Origin of the sequence: Bacteroides sp. 14(A) (assembly GCF_000526555.1) — a bacterium.
Taxonomy (GTDB): Bacteria; Bacteroidota; Bacteroidia; order Bacteroidales; family Bacteroidaceae; genus Bacteroides; species Bacteroides cellulosilyticus.
The window spans coordinates 802760-819650 of the sequence record NZ_JAGH01000005.1 but is presented as its reverse complement, the minus strand read 5'-3'; the positions used below and the strand labels follow the sequence as shown (position 1 = coordinate 819650).

14 protein-coding genes are annotated in these 16891 nt (G+C 43.9%); 7 read left to right on the top strand and 7 right to left on the bottom strand.

Annotated elements, in window-relative coordinates; genetic code table 11:
- The first annotated feature begins 114 nt into the window (after positions 1-114).
- The 3 genes from K429_RS0126300 (at position 115) to K429_RS0126290 (ending at position 3229) form a co-directional block, all read left to right on the top strand.
- The gene (locus K429_RS0126300; RefSeq protein ID WP_007214203.1) at positions 115-1302 is read left to right on the top strand and encodes an aminotransferase class I/II-fold pyridoxal phosphate-dependent enzyme; all 1188 of its coding nucleotides are present in this window, start codon (positions 115-117) and stop codon (positions 1300-1302) included.
- Between the two features lie 115 nt (positions 1303-1417).
- On the top strand, positions 1418-1981 hold the full coding sequence (locus K429_RS0126295; protein WP_007214202.1) for a Crp/Fnr family transcriptional regulator: 564 nt from the start codon (positions 1418-1420) through the stop codon (positions 1979-1981).
- Positions 1982-2077: 96 nt separating this feature from the next.
- Positions 2078-3229 carry an acyltransferase gene (locus tag K429_RS0126290; protein ID WP_007214201.1) on the top strand — a complete coding sequence of 384 codons (1152 nt, stop codon included), beginning with the start codon at positions 2078-2080 and terminating at the stop codon, positions 3227-3229.
- A gap of 132 nt (positions 3230-3361) precedes the next feature.
- Here the strand turns inward: K429_RS0126290 and K429_RS0126285 are convergent, their stop codons facing one another.
- The 4 genes from K429_RS0126285 to K429_RS0126270 form a co-directional block, all read right to left on the bottom strand.
- Positions 3362-4507: an OprO/OprP family phosphate-selective porin gene (locus tag K429_RS0126285; protein ID WP_029328705.1), complete on the bottom strand. Its 1146-nt coding sequence runs from the start codon at positions 4505-4507 to the stop codon at positions 3362-3364.
- On the bottom strand, positions 4507-5595 hold the full coding sequence (locus K429_RS0126280; protein ID WP_029328704.1) for a 2-aminoethylphosphonate--pyruvate transaminase: 1089 nt from the start codon (positions 5593-5595) through the stop codon (positions 4507-4509). Before K429_RS0126280 ends, K429_RS0126285 begins: the two co-directional genes overlap by 1 nt.
- A 22-nt stretch (positions 5596-5617) precedes the next feature.
- Positions 5618-6415, bottom strand: a complete 798-nt coding sequence (gene phnX / locus K429_RS0126275; RefSeq protein WP_029328703.1) for a phosphonoacetaldehyde hydrolase — start codon at positions 6413-6415, stop codon at positions 5618-5620.
- A gap of 149 nt (positions 6416-6564) precedes the next feature.
- Positions 6565-7920 carry a DUF5690 family protein gene (locus tag K429_RS0126270; RefSeq protein WP_029328702.1) on the bottom strand — a complete coding sequence of 452 codons (1356 nt, stop codon included), beginning with the start codon at positions 7918-7920 and terminating at the stop codon, positions 6565-6567.
- Between the two features lie 186 nt (positions 7921-8106).
- Here K429_RS0126270 and K429_RS0126265 point away from each other — a divergent pair, with 186 nt between their 5' ends.
- From K429_RS0126265 to K429_RS0126250, 4 genes are all read left to right on the top strand, one after another.
- On the top strand, positions 8107-8988 hold the full coding sequence (locus K429_RS0126265; RefSeq protein ID WP_029328701.1) for a hypothetical protein: 882 nt from the start codon (positions 8107-8109) through the stop codon (positions 8986-8988).
- A gap of 130 nt (positions 8989-9118) precedes the next feature.
- Complete coding sequence (locus K429_RS0126260; protein WP_007662546.1) at positions 9119-9805, top strand: hypothetical protein; 687 nt, start codon at positions 9119-9121, stop codon at positions 9803-9805.
- A 42-nt stretch (positions 9806-9847) separates the two neighbouring features.
- The gene (locus K429_RS0126255) at positions 9848-10852 is read left to right on the top strand and encodes an aminodeoxychorismate synthase component I (RefSeq protein WP_029328699.1); all 1005 of its coding nucleotides are present in this window, start codon (positions 9848-9850) and stop codon (positions 10850-10852) included.
- The gene (locus tag K429_RS0126250; RefSeq protein WP_029328698.1) at positions 10836-11435 is read left to right on the top strand and encodes an aminotransferase class IV family protein; all 600 of its coding nucleotides are present in this window, start codon (positions 10836-10838) and stop codon (positions 11433-11435) included. The genes K429_RS0126255 and K429_RS0126250 overlap by 17 nt, the downstream gene beginning before the upstream one ends.
- On the opposite strand, the gene K429_RS0126245 is transcribed toward K429_RS0126250, so the two are convergent.
- From K429_RS0126245 to K429_RS0126235, 3 genes are all read right to left on the bottom strand, one after another.
- Complete coding sequence (locus tag K429_RS0126245; protein WP_029328697.1) at positions 11422-13749, bottom strand: ABC transporter permease; 2328 nt, start codon at positions 13747-13749, stop codon at positions 11422-11424. The two genes, K429_RS0126250 and K429_RS0126245, sit on opposite strands and share 14 nt — an antisense overlap.
- Before the next feature lie 147 nt (positions 13750-13896).
- Entirely contained in the window at positions 13897-14571 is a 675-nt protein-coding gene (locus K429_RS0126240) for an ABC transporter ATP-binding protein (protein WP_007218531.1), read from the bottom strand.
- Positions 14572-14601: 30 nt separating this feature from the next.
- Positions 14602-16887 carry an ABC transporter permease gene (locus tag K429_RS0126235; RefSeq protein WP_029328695.1) on the bottom strand — a complete coding sequence of 762 codons (2286 nt, stop codon included), beginning with the start codon at positions 16885-16887 and terminating at the stop codon, positions 14602-14604.
- Between the last annotated feature and the right edge of the window lie 4 nt (positions 16888-16891).

The following is a 16891-nucleotide window of genomic DNA, read 5'->3' as shown; positions in this document are numbered from 1 at the left end:
ATATTTTTTAGTAAAAAAAGAACAGATAAGCACATATTTTGCTATCTTTGCCCCCTGTTTTCAAAAGGCTTGTAATTAAGAGTTAAATATTTCATATTATATAATAAACATTTCATGGGATTACTACAAGACAAATTGGCGAAATACGACCTGCCACAGCAATATATGGCAATGGGCGTATACCCCTATTTCCGCACAATTGACAGCCATCAGGATACTGAGGTGTTGATGGATGGTAAAAAAGTCCTGATGTTCGGTTCGAATGCTTATACAGGACTGACTTACGATAAAAGAATAATAGAAGCCGCAAAAGCCGCCACAGATAAATACGGTACAGGTTGTGCAGGTTCCCGTTTATTAAATGGAACTCTTGATATACATGTAGAGTTGGAAAAAGAACTGGCTGAGTTTGTCGGAAAAGACGATGCACTCTGTTTTTCCACCGGATTTACTGTAAATGAGGGTGTTATTCCGCAATTGACGGGACGTAACGATTACATTATCTGTGACGACCGCGTGCACGCTTCCATCGTAGATGGCCGCCGTCTCTCCTTTTCTACTCAATTGAAGTACAAACATAACGATATGGCCGATCTGGAAAAAGAACTCCAGAAATGCGAGCCGGATGCTATCAAACTGATCGTGGTGGATAGTGTTTTCTCTATGGAAGGCGACCTTGCCAACCTCCCCGAAATCGTACGTTTGAAGAAAAAATACAATGCCAGCATCATGGTGGACGAAGCACACGGATTGGGTGTATTCGGAAAACAAGGACGCGGTGTTTGCGATCATTTCGGTGTGACGGATGATATCGACCTGATTATGGGTACGTTCAGCAAGTCACTGGCTTCTATCGGTGGTTTCGTTGCCGGAGATGCTTCGGTAATCAACTGGTTGCGCCACAATGCCCGTTCTTATATATTCCAGGCAAGTAACACGCCTGCTGCTACGGCTGCTGCCCGTGAAGCTCTTCACATCATTATGAACGAACCGGAACGTCAGCAACGTTTGTGGGACATCACCAACTATGCATTGAAGAAATTCCGTGATGCCGGTTTCGAAATCGGTGAAACTGAATCCCCTATCATTCCGCTGTATGTGCGTGATGCGGAAAAGACATTTATCGTAACTAAGATGGCGTTTGACGAAGGCATCTTCATCAATCCGGTTATTCCGCCCGCTTGTGCACCGCAAGACACGCTGGTACGCGTAGCATTGATGGCTACTCACACCAAAGAGCAGGTAGACTATGCTGTTGAGAAGTTGACGAAATGTTTCCGTGAACTCGGAGTGATTGAATAAGGATTTTCCTGAAATCAGATAAAATGCAAAGAGACTGTCTTCAAAAGGCAGTCTCTTTTTTTTAGGAATTGATAAAATTATGTAAGTTTGTAGCAGAATACTGAATTCCTATTCAATGAAAAACATCATTAACAAGATCAGGCAAGTTTATCCGGTTTCCGACGAAGCACTTCAGGCATTGCAGGCAGATATGCAGGTAAGATATTACCCTAAAAATACTTATATAGTGCACTCGGGGGTAACGGACCGTCTGGTTTATTTTATTGAAGAGGGAGTTGCCCGTTCCGTATTTCATCACAACGGACAAGATACTACCACCTGGTTCAGCCAGGAAGGTGACATTACTTTCGGTATGGATTCGTTGTATTACAAACAGCCGTCAGTAGAGAGCATTGAAGCTCTTTCGGATTGCAAAATCTATGTCATCCATATAGACAAACTGAATCTTCTTTACGAAACGTACATCGATATAGCCAATTGGGGAAGAATCCTGCATCAGAATGTAAATAAGGAGCTTAGCCATATGTTTGTGGAGCGTCTTCAGCTTTCGCCCAAGGAGCGGTACGAACAGTTTAACCGGCGCTATCCCGGATTGATAAACCGGGTGAAGCTGAAGTATGTGGCTGCTTTTCTGGGTATTTCCATTTATACACTCAGCCGGGTGCGTGCCCAAAAATAAGTATTCGCCGGTCTTTTTTGCTTTTGAGCAAAAAAACTTCAGATGGCAAGCTGTATCTTTGCCATCTGAAAATATTAACTTAATACTAAGAAACAAATGTCTAATACCCCCTCAGCAGCATTTTCGGATACCAAGGCGCATTACGATCTTCTGGACGGACTTCGTGGTGTAGCGGCCCTTATGGTGATATGGTATCATATATTCGAAGGCTATGCTTTTGCAAGCGATACCATGATTACAACGTTCAATCATGGATATTTAGCCGTGGATTTTTTCTTTATCCTTTCAGGTTTCGTTATCGGCTATGCCTATGATGACCGTTGGGGTAAGAGTCTTACAATGAAAGATTTCTTTAAGCGTCGTTTGATACGTCTTCATCCTATGGTGATAATGGGGGCTGTTCTGGGTGCTATTACATTCTGTATTCAGGGCTCCGTGCAATGGGATGGAACACATATCGGCATCTCCATGATAATGCTGTCTCTGCTCTGCACGATATTCTTTATTCCCGCAATGCCGGGCATAGGTTATGAAGTGCGTGGCAACGGTGAGATGTTTCCGTTGAACGGGCCTTGCTGGTCGTTGTTCTTCGAGTATATAGGTAATATTCTTTATGCCTTGTTTATCCGTCGCTTATCCAATAAGGCGCTGACTGTGCTCGTTGTATTGTTAGGAGTGGCATTGGCGCTATTCGCAGTCTTTGATGTTTCCGGTTATGGAAATATAGGTGTGGGCTGGACGTTGGACGGTGTCAACTTTGGCGGCGGATTATTGAGAATGTTGTTCCCGTTTTCTGTGGGTATGCTTATGTCGCGTAACTTCAAGCCTATGAAGGTGAAAGGCGCGTTTTGGATATGTACCATTGTATTGATTGCTTTGTTCTCAGTACCCTATCTGGAAGGTGCGGAGCCGATTTGTACAAATGGTGCTTATGAAGCATTTTGTATTATCGTAGCTTTCCCCGCCCTTGTATGGATAGGAGCATCGGGAACTACTACGGATAAAAAGTCAACTCAGATATGTAAGTTCCTGGGAGATATCTCGTATCCGATTTATGTGATACATTATCCGTTCATGTATCTGTTCTATGCATGGCTGATTAAAAATCAACTCTTTACTTTGGGAGAAACCTGGCAGGTTGCTTTATGCGTTTATGCCTTGAATGTAGTGTTGGCTTACCTGTGCTTGAAGCTGTATGATGAGCCTATACGAAAATATTTGGCTAAACGGTTTTTAAAGAAGAAGTGATTACGCCCTTTCAGGGTTCAGGTCGGGGCTGAGATCGCGATGCCCCACTACTCTAGTACACATTATTTTTCATAACCTTTCATTTTCAATATAATTATGGGTCGCATGATATAATCTTTAAGAAAGGAAGCATTATAGTATAAACTGGAATCTTGCCTGCAATACACTAAAATTCTTGTCGCTTATCTTCCGAATGTGTTTTCCGGGGATTACATAACTATAGTTTACTTTAATCCCTATATGCTTGTTTATGTAGTAATTCAATCCTAGAGAAAGATCCTTTTGTGCTCCGCCTAATACTTCCGCAGTCCGGTCGTTCATATCTACGATATTGAAACGTCCGCAGAGTTCGAGCGCACGACCTATAGGGCGGGAAGGACATGCCGGAGCTGCATCATAGTCATAAGTATCTCCTATCAGGAGCCACGAACATTGCGCATATCCACCCTGTCCGGTATAGTCGGCAAGGGCATTCCTGCGTTTCACTTGAGTACGGATATATTCGCTTTGAAAGAAGAATTTTCCGTAATAGATCAGCAGTTCAGTACCCAGCTTCACTTGATGGCGGGCATTATCCACTTCCGCATAAATCAGGTTACGATTGTCGATAGTACTCACTCCGGCAGATTTATAGACAAAGGTATTCTTGTTATCATCATCCGGCAAAGCACCATCGGGAGTGCGATAGATAGCGGCAATACCGAGATGCAATAGCTTTCCAGCTTCATTTACAGGTCGGTAAACAAAACGTCCGTCTACGGCATAACCTTGCGAGGTATTCTTTAAGTTACTGATATCGTTGTCGGTAAACAATCCTCCGCAAGCATAATAATGCGTAGCATTGTAAGTGTAGGCAACTCCCAGACGCCGACTGTTGGTCATGGCAAGCACAGAGCCGGGTGACTGATGGAAACGTAGGTCGAAAGTGCTGCAAAGCATATCCATGGTGAAAGGTTCGTAGAATTGCCCTACCTGGATGATATGCTTACCGGAAGTGTAAGTAGCGAAAGCATCTTTGATAGAAACCTTGCTGCCTACATAGCCTATTTCCACTTTCATGTCCCAGCGCTGGTAAGTGGCCTTCATGCCTACACGCAGATCATTGAATTCCGTACCGTTACCGAAATGATTGTCATTCCTGAGATAAACACCGCCATCCATAAGCATGCGGCCGGTTACTTTGTACTGTAATTTGTCGGAGAGAGTTTCCTGTGCTGTGGCGGTCAGAGAAGTGACGACCGCCAGCAGGCACAGGGAGGATTTAGAAAGGTAATTCATTAGTAAGAAGTTTGTTGGACTACTTCTATCAGACGTGTGAAATCTTCAGGATGTACATCTCCGATGTTGCCGATGCGGAAAGTATCTGCCTGAGATATCTTGCCCGGATAGATGACGAAACCTTTTTCTTTCAGTTGGGTGTAGAAAGAGTTGAAATCGAAACCTGCTTTCGGATAAAGGAAAGAGGTGATGATGGGCGACTGGAATTCGTCCGGCAGCAAGGTTTTGAAGCCGAGTGCACGCATTCCTTCTACCAATATGCGGTGGTTTTCGCAATATCTCTTGTGGCGGGCGGCTACTCCCCCCTCTTCTTCCAGTTCGGCAAGTGCCTGCTTGAAGGCTCTTACTACATGGGTGGGTGAAGTAAACCTCCATTTACCATGTCCTTTTTCCATCGTCTCCCATTGGTCGTAAATATCGAGTGAGAGTGAACGGGAAACACCTTTGCAGTGTAACAGTTCGGATTTGCGGGCTATGATAAAACCGAAGCCGGGAACACCCTGGATGCATTTGTTGGCACTGCTGATCATGAAGTCGATACCTAATTCATGCATATCCAGAGGCACACCGCCGAAGCTGCTCATAGCATCTACAATCAGCTTTTTGTTGTGGAGCTTCACAATGTGGGCAATTTCTTTGAGAGGGTTCAGGATACCGGTAGTGGTTTCGCAATGTACTACGGCTACGTGGGTGATATCTGAATTGTTGGACAGGTAATCGTCTACATAGTCAACGGAAACCTGTTCGGTTTCTTCGAAAGCAAGCATATCGTAGTTGATGCCGTGATACTCGGCAATGTGGCCCATGCGGTCACCATAAGCGCCATTGCTGAGGATAAGCAGTTTGTGTTTGGGAGTGATAACACTGCCGATAACGGCTTCCACGCAATAAGTACCGCTTCCCTGCAAGAGTACGGAAGTGTATTCGTCGGTGGCTGTGGTGGCAAGGGCAACGAGGGATTTGCGGATTTCTTCTACAATGTGTACGTTATAGTCGGCGTCCCATGTACACCAATCGGTCATCATGGCTTCTTTTACGGTTTCTGACGTGGTTAATGGGCCGGGGGTTAATAATAAATAGGGTTTCATATTGGTTTGATATTTAAAAGGATTAATGATTCGTATTCAGTTTATGATTGATAAGTTCTATGATTTTGGGAAGCTCTTCGATGCTGTCCACCACATAGTGGGCGCCTGCCAGAAGCATGCGCTGTCTGACTTCTGCTTTCCGGGCAGTGAGCGTTGCGGGAGACATTTGTTCTACTTCCTCCTGGGTTAGTCCCAGTTCGTTGCTGCCGAGTATGACACCGACGGTCCAGACTTTGGCATTGATACCCTCTTTGATGTCGGCAATGGTGTCACCGTACTTCAGAACACAGTCTGTTGAAGGGATGGCAAGATCGATCATGTTTTGGTAAATCATATAAGGGAAAGGACGTCCGGCAGGCAGGTCGTTGGGAGTGACACACTTGTCGGTGGTGTAACCTTTGCGGGCTGCATTGGGGAGCACTACGTCCATCATGGCTTGGGTGTAGCCGGTGGTGGAACCTATTTTGATGCCTTGTTTTCTCAGTTCGTTCAGGGTATCGATGACTCCGGGAATGGGGTCGGTGTAGTTTGCCAGGGAAGCAAAAAGGTATTCCTCGAATTTGGCGTTCATATCTGTTACGTCCTGTTCGTTCCAGGGACGGTGATAGAGTTTCTCAAACTCCTCGCCTACTCCGTCCATCTTGAACAGTTCGCGGATGTGGTCTATCTTGGCCATTCCCATAGGGCGGCGGGCTTGTTCCATCGTGATGTTGATGCCTATTTCATTGAAGGCTTTCAAGAAGGCGGCTACCGGAGCGAAACATCCGTAATCAACTGCAGAGCCTGCCCAGTCCATAATGATACATTCTATTCTTTTCATATTTACTTGTTATTTTATAATGAGTTGTTTAATAATAAATTGGGGTTTATCTATTTTTGTAAGCCTTTTAGGCTACCTGCAAAACTTGAATTATTCATCTGTTGAATTATTGCTTATTGCGATAAGATGTTCTTATTTCTCTTACTTTTTTAGCTGGGCATCACAGAAAATGCAGATTGTAACATTTCCGGTTTCTCTTCTACCGCACGTCCCGTGCGCAGGAGTTCTTCTTTCTTATGTCTCTGTACCAGATAGACAATAGAACAGCTGAATGCTACGGTACAGATTATTCCTACATAACCGGACATCTGGTTGTAAAAATCGAGCCAATTGATATCCGTATTAAAGAATTCCTTGAACATCAGGACGAGTACAGTACCAGTATATCCGATGAAATCAATAGTCACAATAAAGAATCCTACATTTCCTTTTATCTTGAAGCATGCTATGAAGCGGTCGAAAAATATGCTTTGAAAACAAAGGTAGGCAATGTAAAGGCTCAGACTCTGGATGAACAACCAAGTCACGGTGCTGAGTTGAAGCGTATCGTAATTGAGTGATACGAAACTCATGGTAGCCGTTCCGGCAACCACCATACTCAAGAGGATGACCAATACTTTGATATTACTCTTTACAAAGACCATCATTCCGAAAAGTGCCAGGATGATAAGAGTAACAACACTGTCGATCTGTGCAAACAGCCAGGAAGAATGTCCGCTCATGTCGATAATCTTCACCAGGAAATCTTCTTTAATATCCCGGAGGATAACCAACAGAAGGTTGGCTACGAACAGGAGGATCAATACAGGCATGAAGTTGCGGAACAGTTCTTTGCGTTGTTTTCCGTTGAGAGTGACACGCTGGCTCTTTTCGGCAATGTCTTGTTGGGTGGGTTGCGGCAGGCGATTCAGGGTGTAACCCAGCAAGGCAAGCAATGGCAGGGCAAAGGCACCGATGAGAGCGGGCATCCAGAACTCTCCTACATGCAGGGTGTTCATAACGAACAGTCCGATAGATTTTGCCACGCCGGAGCTGATGACAATACTGATACCCAAAAGGCTGGCAAGAATATCGGTGGTGCGTCTGCCTTCGATGAAGCTGAATATCACGCCCCACATGCAGCCCAGTGACAAACCGTTGAAGAACATGGCGAAGATATTATAAGGAGCGGGCAAGAGTCTGAAGAGAACCAGGGAGAGTTCCGCTACCAGAATAGAAGCCAGAATGAACTTCATGCGGTGCTCCTTCTTTAATTCGGAAATCAACTTGATACCGACAAACTTGGCGATGAGGTAGCCCAGAATCTGGACGATGGTAACCAATACTTTATAATCCAATCCGAAGGCATCCAGTCCGTCGAAGGAGGCAGCGGTGAAAGGTTTGCGAAGCGCATATACTAAGGAGTACGAAAGAAGCGCTGCACCTCCTGCCCAAAGTATGAATACAAGATCGGATATTTTCTTGTTTGAAAGTAGTTCCGTTTTAATGTCGGTAATTGTTTTCATTTTATTCTCTTTTGATTTCGAGGGCAAAAGTAGAAGGATGATGTTACAGAAAAAATGAATATTTATTATTAATACATTTAATTATCGGATAGAAAATAAAGTAACATTAATGTAACATTAATGCAATCGGAATATAACACAAGTGGGTGTTCTTTGCAAATTAAAAACCAAAAACACTTACAAAATATGGAGGAACTATTAGAGATATATAAGCGGATAGAAGATCTGCGTAATAAAGGGGTGAAAATGAAAGATATAGCTGACAAAACGAATATGCCCGCCAGTGTGCTGTCTTCTCTCTATTCAAGTGTGCTGCCCACCTTTGCAAGATCGGTAAAGAAAGGAATGACGGAAGAAGAAGCATTGGACTATGCCCTGTCTCAGGTGAATAATGTTTCGAAGAAACGTTTGCTCGGCAACCTTACTGAAATGAAAGAGCAGTTGCTGGAACTGGAACCCGTGACAACCGGTAACCAGAAGGAAATTCCATTCGTCAGAATGTTGACCGAAGAGATGAATCATTCGGCACAGGAAGTGTATAATTATAGTGGTATATATATAAGTTATAGTCTTTCGTCTTCGAGTGATTGCCTGAAGATGGAACCGTATCTGATTAGTGCCTCCGAAAACAATGACTATGTACAGGTGACTCATATGAGCGCTTACAATACAACGCATCGGGGGATCGGGTTATTAAATAATCATCAGAATGCATATATCATCTTCAACGAAAGGGAGGCTCCGCAGCTTGCATTATTCACCATCTATCTGCAACTGCCCATGTACGACTATCCGTCTATGCTGAAAGGGCTTTACCTGAGTCTGGACTATAACCGGAATCCGATAGCCCGGCGGATTGTTTTCGTGAAATATTCCGATAGCACCAGCATGGATGATTTTATAGAACTGAAAGGCGGACTGCTGACCGAGGAAGAACTGACACCGGAGCAAAAGGTCTATTTTGAATATACATGCCGGGGCGGGGATTATATAAAAACGTGTACGGTGCCCTCCCCTCACCTGAATGGTGACGATCTGGAAAGGGAGAAGAAGATGCTGAAACTGTGATTCTGCTAATAAGAATAGAATGACGGTATGTCTTTTGTTACAGATTTACAGTTTTTCTTATCATCTTGCTTTGATATTGAAAGTTTTTTAGTATGTTTGCCGCATTATTAATGAAAAACACGTCTTTTCAATGAAAAAGCAAGATTTCCTGTTTATTATTCTGGTGGTGGTAGTCTTTCTACCCTTCTTTTTGAGTGACGCGGTTTATGACTGGTATAAGTCGTTCAATGCTGAACATGGTATGGTGATGAGCTTTCTGAAGTTTGCCATTCTGTCTTCGTTGGGCGAAGTGCTGGGATTACGAATCAGTGCGGGAGTGTACAACCGGAAGGGCTTCGGTATTATTCCGCGCATGGTGGTATGGGGCATACTCGGTATGGGTATCAATGCCGCTATGATTATCTTTTCAAAAGGTGTGCCGCAGTTCATGGAGTATATGGGAATGGCAAATGCTGCCGCAACGTTTACAAGTGAAGCGATGTCTCTCGATAAGGTGCTGGTGGCGCTGGCCATATCGGTAACGATGAACACAATCTTTGCTCCGGTATTCATGACTTTCCATAAAATAACAGATACGCATATCCTGATGTGCGGCGGTTCTATTAAGAGTCTTATCACCCCTATTCCGATGACGAAAATCATCACCGGACTGAACTGGAACGTTCAATGGAACTTCGTTTTTAAGAAGACAATCCCGTTCTTCTGGTATCCTGCACACACCATTACTTTCATGCTTCCACCGGATATGCGCGTATTGTTTGCAGCATTGCTGGGCATTGTGCTGGGAGTATTGCTGGCAGTGGCGGCACGGAAATAGTTTTTTTATTACCTTTGCTTCCTGCTAAACGAAGATAGATGTATGAAACTATATAGTAAGCAGGAAGCAATCGCACGCATGAATATGCTGGCAGGCTGTTCAAAGTCGTTTGTCTTTCTGATTGATTATTCGCAGGAACAGGTTTATGTGGAAGAGACGGCAGAGGTCTCACCGGAGGAGTTGATATATAACCTGAATGGATTTACGAATGAAGCAGTTGCCGGTTTAACGGATGAATTGCTTCCGGAGAGTTTGCCGGAACAGATAGAATGGATCTCACAGCCTGTTTCTTTTCAGGAATACAGTCGTGCTTTCGAACATGTGAAAAAGAATATTCTTGCCGGAAACAGCTTTCTTACGAATTTAACTTGCCGGACTCCGGTACAAACCAATCTGACTTTAAAGGATATATATTGTAACTCCCGTGCTTTATATAAAGTATGGGTAAAGAATCGTTTTGTAGTTTTCTCTCCGGAGATTTTTGTTCGGATAAAGAAAGGGATTATCAGCTCTTATCCCATGAAAGGTACGATAGACGCTACCCTGCCCGATGCCGTACAAACCTTGATGAACGACGGGAAAGAAGCGGCGGAACATGCTACGATTGTGGATCTGATCAGGAATGATCTGAGTATTGTAGCATCTCATGTCCGGGTGGAGCGTTATCGCTATATAGATGTGTTACAGACAAATCGGGGACCGATATTGCAGACCAGTTCGGAGATATGCGGTGAACTTCCAGAAGATTACAAACGGCAGTTAGGTGATATTCTTTTCAGTATGTTGCCTGCCGGTTCTATTACCGGTGCACCCAAAAAGAAGACGATGCAGATTATTCGTGAAGCTGAAGGATATGAACGGGGATTTTATACGGGAATAATCGGATATTTCGATGGAAACAATATGGATAGTGCCGTGATGATACGTTTTGTGGAGCAAGAGGCGGACGGAATGTATTTTAAAAGCGGTGGTGGCATTACTTTCAAGAGTGACGCCCGCAGTGAATATGAAGAAATGAAACAGAAAATATATGTGCCGATTTATTGAAACGATACAAGTACGTGACGGTAAGTTGCAGAACCTTGCCCATCACAACCGTAGGATGAATGAGACGAGACAGGCGGTTTTCGGAATGGCGGATCAACTAGATATTCTGGATTATACAGGAGATTGTCCTGAAAGCGGTTTTTATAAATGCCGGGTAGTTTATGGCAGAGAAGTACGTGAAGTGGCATTTTCCGCTTATACAATGAGGACTGTACGTTCGCTCCGGTTAGTCGGTTCGGATACGATTGATTATCGCTACAAAAGTACGGAACGGAAGGAACTGGAAGCATTGTATGCCCTGCGCGGCAATCAGGATGATGTATTGATTGTCAGAAACAATCTTTTGACGGATACTTCCATTGCTAATGTGGCGTTAGAAAAAGAGGGAGTCTGGTATACACCGAGGACTCCCTTATTGAAAGGCACAAAACGTGCATTGCTGTTGGAACAGGGGGTACTGACGGAATGTGATATTCCGTCAGATGAGATTTCCTCCTATTCACATATCGCTTTATTTAATGCGATGATTGATTTTCAGTCTCTGGTTCTGGAGATTAACCGGGATACGGTTATTCGTATTTGATACTATCTACCGGATTATTTCTTGCTGCCCGATAACTGTTCAGGCATACTGTGAGCAGGGTGATGCAGACAGTGAAGAACAAAGGAAGCAGGAAATGAAGGATACCAATGTGTACATGGTAAGCAAATTGTTGCAGCCAATAATTCATCAGATAGCAGACCAGGGGTACAATGAGTATAAACGCTATACCTATGTAGTACAGGAACGGGCGGTTGACAAGCCATAATATTTGCCCGAATGATGCACCGTGAATTTTCCGAATTCCTATTTCGCGTATACGTTGCTGGATAGCATAATGGGTGATGCCGAACAATCCGAACAGTGTGAGGAACAAACTGATTGATGCATACATCAGCAGGATGCGGGAAAAGTCGGTGACTTCCTGATTATTGGAGATCAGTACCTGATAAGGGTCTTCATAATTGAATGGAGTACCGGGGTATTTCTTTTCCCATAATCCGCGAAGATGATTGATAACTGCTATGCGATCTTGTTCGTCAAACTGTAAGGTCAATGTGGTATAGTTATCTTGGGGCATTTCGTGCAGAATCATTCTCAGTGGAAACACATTGTTTGTGAGCGAATATTTCTTGAAATCTTTCATGACGCCGATAATAGTACCTTTCTCACTCTTTTCGGGCACGTATTTAGAGATCGGTTGTCCCACCGGGTCTTTTCCTTCGGGCACAAGATAGCGAATGAAGGACTCGTTGATGATGACCGGCACAGAGGTACGGAGTAATAAATGGAATGTTTGTTTGGCATCCAGTAAGTCGAAATCGTATATATCCAGGAAGTCCGGACAGTTTTCATAAAGTTCAAGCATCAGAAGATCATTCTTCTCACCATTTTGGCGGGGAACGGCCATACTCATGGTATAAAGGCCTGATTGAGAAGATACAACAGACTTCACTCCGGGGATGGATTTAATGTCTTCTATCCAAGTAGATAAAGGGGATTGCCGGGAGTCGCCGATTCCAAACTCAACGATTCCTTTGTAGCGGCTTCCCTCCTGCTCTATCAGGTCCATTTGGCTACGGATTATCATAAAAGCACTTAGCAGTCCGATAGAAATCATGAATTGTAAGGTGACCAGTGCTGCTACAATGCGCTGTTTCTTACGACCTGTAAAGAAGCTGCGGTAACGGCTTTCGGACAAGGTCTGTATCTTCCGGCTCATGTATTCTGCCGGAACAACGGATAGAATGATGACAAACAGCAGGATAACAGGGAATACCTGAACGGAGAAAAGATAGGAGAACGACAGATGTGCGGATATTGTTGCATTGAATACTGCTAACAGGTCGCTCATCAACAGAATGGATAACAAGAACGCTGTAATCACCATCAGGAAAGTATCGGCAAAGAGTTGCCAACGGATTTGACGGTGGCTTGCACCTAAAAGGCTTTCAATGTGTAAGGTGCGTATTTGCTTCAATAAGCGTGAAAAACTGAGGTTGATATAGTTGAAGCAACCGATGAACAAGATTAATAAAGCAGATAGCAGTCCGACGCTTAACAGGGCCTTTTGCCGATGCTCGATACACTGGTTGCTATCTTGTGTGGTAGTGGTAAAATAGGATTCCTGTAAAGTCTGGGTACGGTAATACCCTTTGCCTAATAAAGTAGGAAGTTCGGTTGTCTCGAAGCGTTGGCGAAAGGCGTTGAGGTCTGTTCCTTCTTTGAGAAGTATCGAACAGGTGGTTCCTTCGGGAATTTTTAGATGCGTGAGCAAGTCTGCCTGCAACATGCTTTGCGGTGGCAGGCGGAAGACGGCGGCGATACGGTAGGCACTTTCGCCGGATTGAGGGATATCCAGCAGCTTGCCGAGGCAATCGGTGGTACCAAAACAACGTTCGGCCAGAGCTTGGCTGATGGCAATGGTTCCCGGGTGAGTCAATACTTCTTCTATTTTTCCTGCAAGGGTTTCGATGGGGATAAACTTGGGCAATGTGCTGTCTGCCGATAGCAGGTTCAGTTCGGAATATTCTTGGTCGCCCACACGGATTTTTGTGTGAGTGATGGCTTGTGTGCGTAGTGAAGCTTCTATCTCAGGGAATTGTGAGATGATTTCGGGGACAGATTCGTGGTATACGAATGTTCCCTGCATTTCTTGTTGTGCGAAAGGTAGTGTTTGTGTCAGCCGGAGGATACGGTCACGGTTGGGGTTGTTATACTCAATGTTGTATTCGTATAGGACGAAGGCTGTCAGTAGGTTGGTGCAGGCGATACCGATAACCAGACTGACAAGAGAAATAGTGACGAACAATTTATTTCGCCACCAGCTACGCAGGACAAACTTCAGAATGTACATGTTTAATATCTTGATATGTTATTTGAAAAGTAGGTCAATCTGTTACCCTGGGCTTGTCGAAAGATATCTTCTCTTGACACAAGGTTGTAGAGATGAGATTCTTCGATCTTGCCCAGGATGACAGGACTTGACAGAGTAAAGAAACGTTTACAGACTCACCTCTGTCACCACCTGTCCGTCGAACAGATTAATGATACGTCCTGCAAAACCGGCATCGTGCTGTGAGTGGGTTACCATGACGATGGTGGTTCCTTCTTTGTTCAGTTCATTCAGCAGTTCCATCACTTCCTTACCGTTCTTGGAGTCCAGATTACCGGTAGGCTCATCGGCAAGGATCAGCTTTGGATTGGCTACTACGGCACGGGCAATGGCTACACGTTGCTGCTGACCACCGGAGAGCTGCTGTGGGAAGTGTTTGCTTCGGTGTGTAATGGCCATGCGTTCCATAGCTGTTTCCACGCGACGTTTGCGTTCGGCGGAAGGAATGCCCATGTAGAGCAACGGCAGTTCGATGTTTTCGTATACGTTCAGTTCGTCAATCAGGTTGAAGCTTTGGAATACGAAACCAATGACGCCTTTACGCAGGCTGGTACGTTGTGCTTCGGTGTATTTGGATACTTCCTTTCCATTGAGGTAGTATTCTCCACCGGAAGGATTATCGAGCAAGCCGAGGATATTCAGCAATGTAGATTTACCGCAACCGGAAGGTCCCATGACTGCGACGAACTCGCCTTCTTTCACTTCGATGTTCACATTGTTCAAAGCCCATGTTTGCACTTCTTCTGTCTTGAAGATTTTCTGCAGGTTTACTGTTTTAATCATAATAGTGATAATTTTAATTAGTAATATTGTTTATTCATTTTTTATTATCTCGGCCGGATTGATATGCATGATCCGGTAAATTTTATATGCGGTGGTGAGGAATATCATGAAGGCTACGCTGAAGAATAACAGAATTCCCCAATCCCAGCCTTGTATACATTTCACTGTACCTTCGCCTATTGATAGCAGCATCAGTCGTACCAAAGGATAAGCAACCGCAAAAGCCAGCAGGAAAATCACCAGATAAGCTTTACTGAATATACCGGCAATGACCCATGGGGTAGCTCCGTTGATTTTACGAATGGCTATTTCCTTCTGTCGGCTGACTGTGTCCATGGAGATGGCCGAATAGATGCTCAGTACAACTAATAGTATACTTACAATGGCCAGGATTGTCATCGCCACTTGTGTCATATACATCGATCCCATCATCGTTTGTTTGTTATCGGACAGGGAACGGATTTCAAGAGGCAAGGTTGTGGGTACGTAGTTACGACAGATATCAGTGATGCGCCGGATACTTTTGGTAGCGTTTGTACCCGGTGCCAGCTTGACATAGAAATACCTGAAATGGTTGCTGGGGAAAAATACCGAACCGATGGTTGCTCTTCCCTGAGTTTCTTTATAGAGCTCTTTAAAGATACCGATGATACGGTAACTCTGGCCCTCAATCTCTACTCTATCTTGCACGTTGTCCTTATCCAATTGGAGTCTGAAAGCCTCACTGACATAAACGGTACCTTCTGCATCTCCATTTACTTCTTTTCCTTGCAATGGGATGTTCAGGAATTTAAAGTAACTCGGAGCTCCCTCTGCTATGGCAATCATGACCTCCGATTGGTCAGCTTTCTTATAGGTGCGCATAAAATGATTTCCACTTTGCAAATCATCTGTCATGGTTAGTGTCTCTATACACTCCGGTAATGCTTGAATATCAGATAATATAGGGTTTATGTGCTGCCACATACGTTGGCTGTTCACCTTCAGGGAAATGATATTTTCTTCTTCTTCGGATGTAAGCGGATTGTATGCTCGACCGAACACTTCGTGCCACACCATATTGACGCCGAGTGTACTGCCCACAAAGAAAATGGCAATGCCTAACTGCAACCACATCATAATCGAACGGAAAATATGACGGCTACGGTTATTGCTGATTTGGCTGATTATGCTCACTTGCCGTAAACGGCGGATAGGAAACCATATTACGAGCATACAGATCATCAGAAGTGCAATATATATTTGAAACTGTACAACATAGATAGATGACAAGGGTAAGTCAGGCATATCATGGCTTGGAATGTATATCTTCGCAAGATTTATCATGAGTTCCGTTAAAAACAGAGATAAAAGAAATGCGGTGGACATCATCCAAAATACTTCAGCAAAAAGGAGCAGGAACAGTCCTTTTATCTCAGATCCCATACATTTGCGAAGCGCCACTTCACGCTGACGATTATAGAACATCTGAATGATGAACTTAAGGAAATTAATTAGCCCTGAAACCAGGATAAGTGAGGCTATGAATAGTATCAGATACTGCACCATTGTCAGTTCTTTGTCCTGCCGCATACTGAACGCTGCGTAAGGGTGTACGGTGTCCTCATTCCGTTGCCACGTTATGGACTGTAAACTTTTGTTTAGCATTTCCATAGTTGCCTTAGACGATAGATAACCTTTTACACTCAAGGCGTCATAAGTCATGATTTTATAGGAGAAATAACAATCGACTTTGGGGTCTTGCAGTCCGTTATCTTCCACTACATTCACGACTTTAAAGCTCTGTATTGTATTTTCAGCTATACTTTGTGGGTTAGCAAGGCGTATGGTTGTTCCAATAGGATTTGCAGTGCCGTATGCTTTACTTGCAAATTTATGGGATAATATCACTTCATCAGGTGCTTCGGGAAGTCGGCTGCCATGTAGCAATTTTCTGTTGTTATAGGAGAAAAAGTTACTGTTAACCCCTCTATAACCTATTAGAAAAGGTAAATTACGTTGTTCGTTATCGATGACTTCTATTTCCGTAGAATTGTTAAAGGATTGTATGGTCAGGCATTCTAAACCACTGATAGATTGCTCTTCCAGTCGCTTTATTTCACTGGTTCGAAAAAAAGGACTTTGTTTCTGGTTGACTGTTATTCTTATCCGTCGCTCGCTGTCTGGTAAGTTTTCAAGTTTGCTCCATTCCTGCATGAAAAAGCATACAATGGTATAGCATACGATTCCCACTGCCAGGCAAAGGGCGGAAATGAAACTGTGAGTCTTGTACTTCAGCAGATTCCGTAGAGCAACTTTCAAATAATGTAATACCATTGTT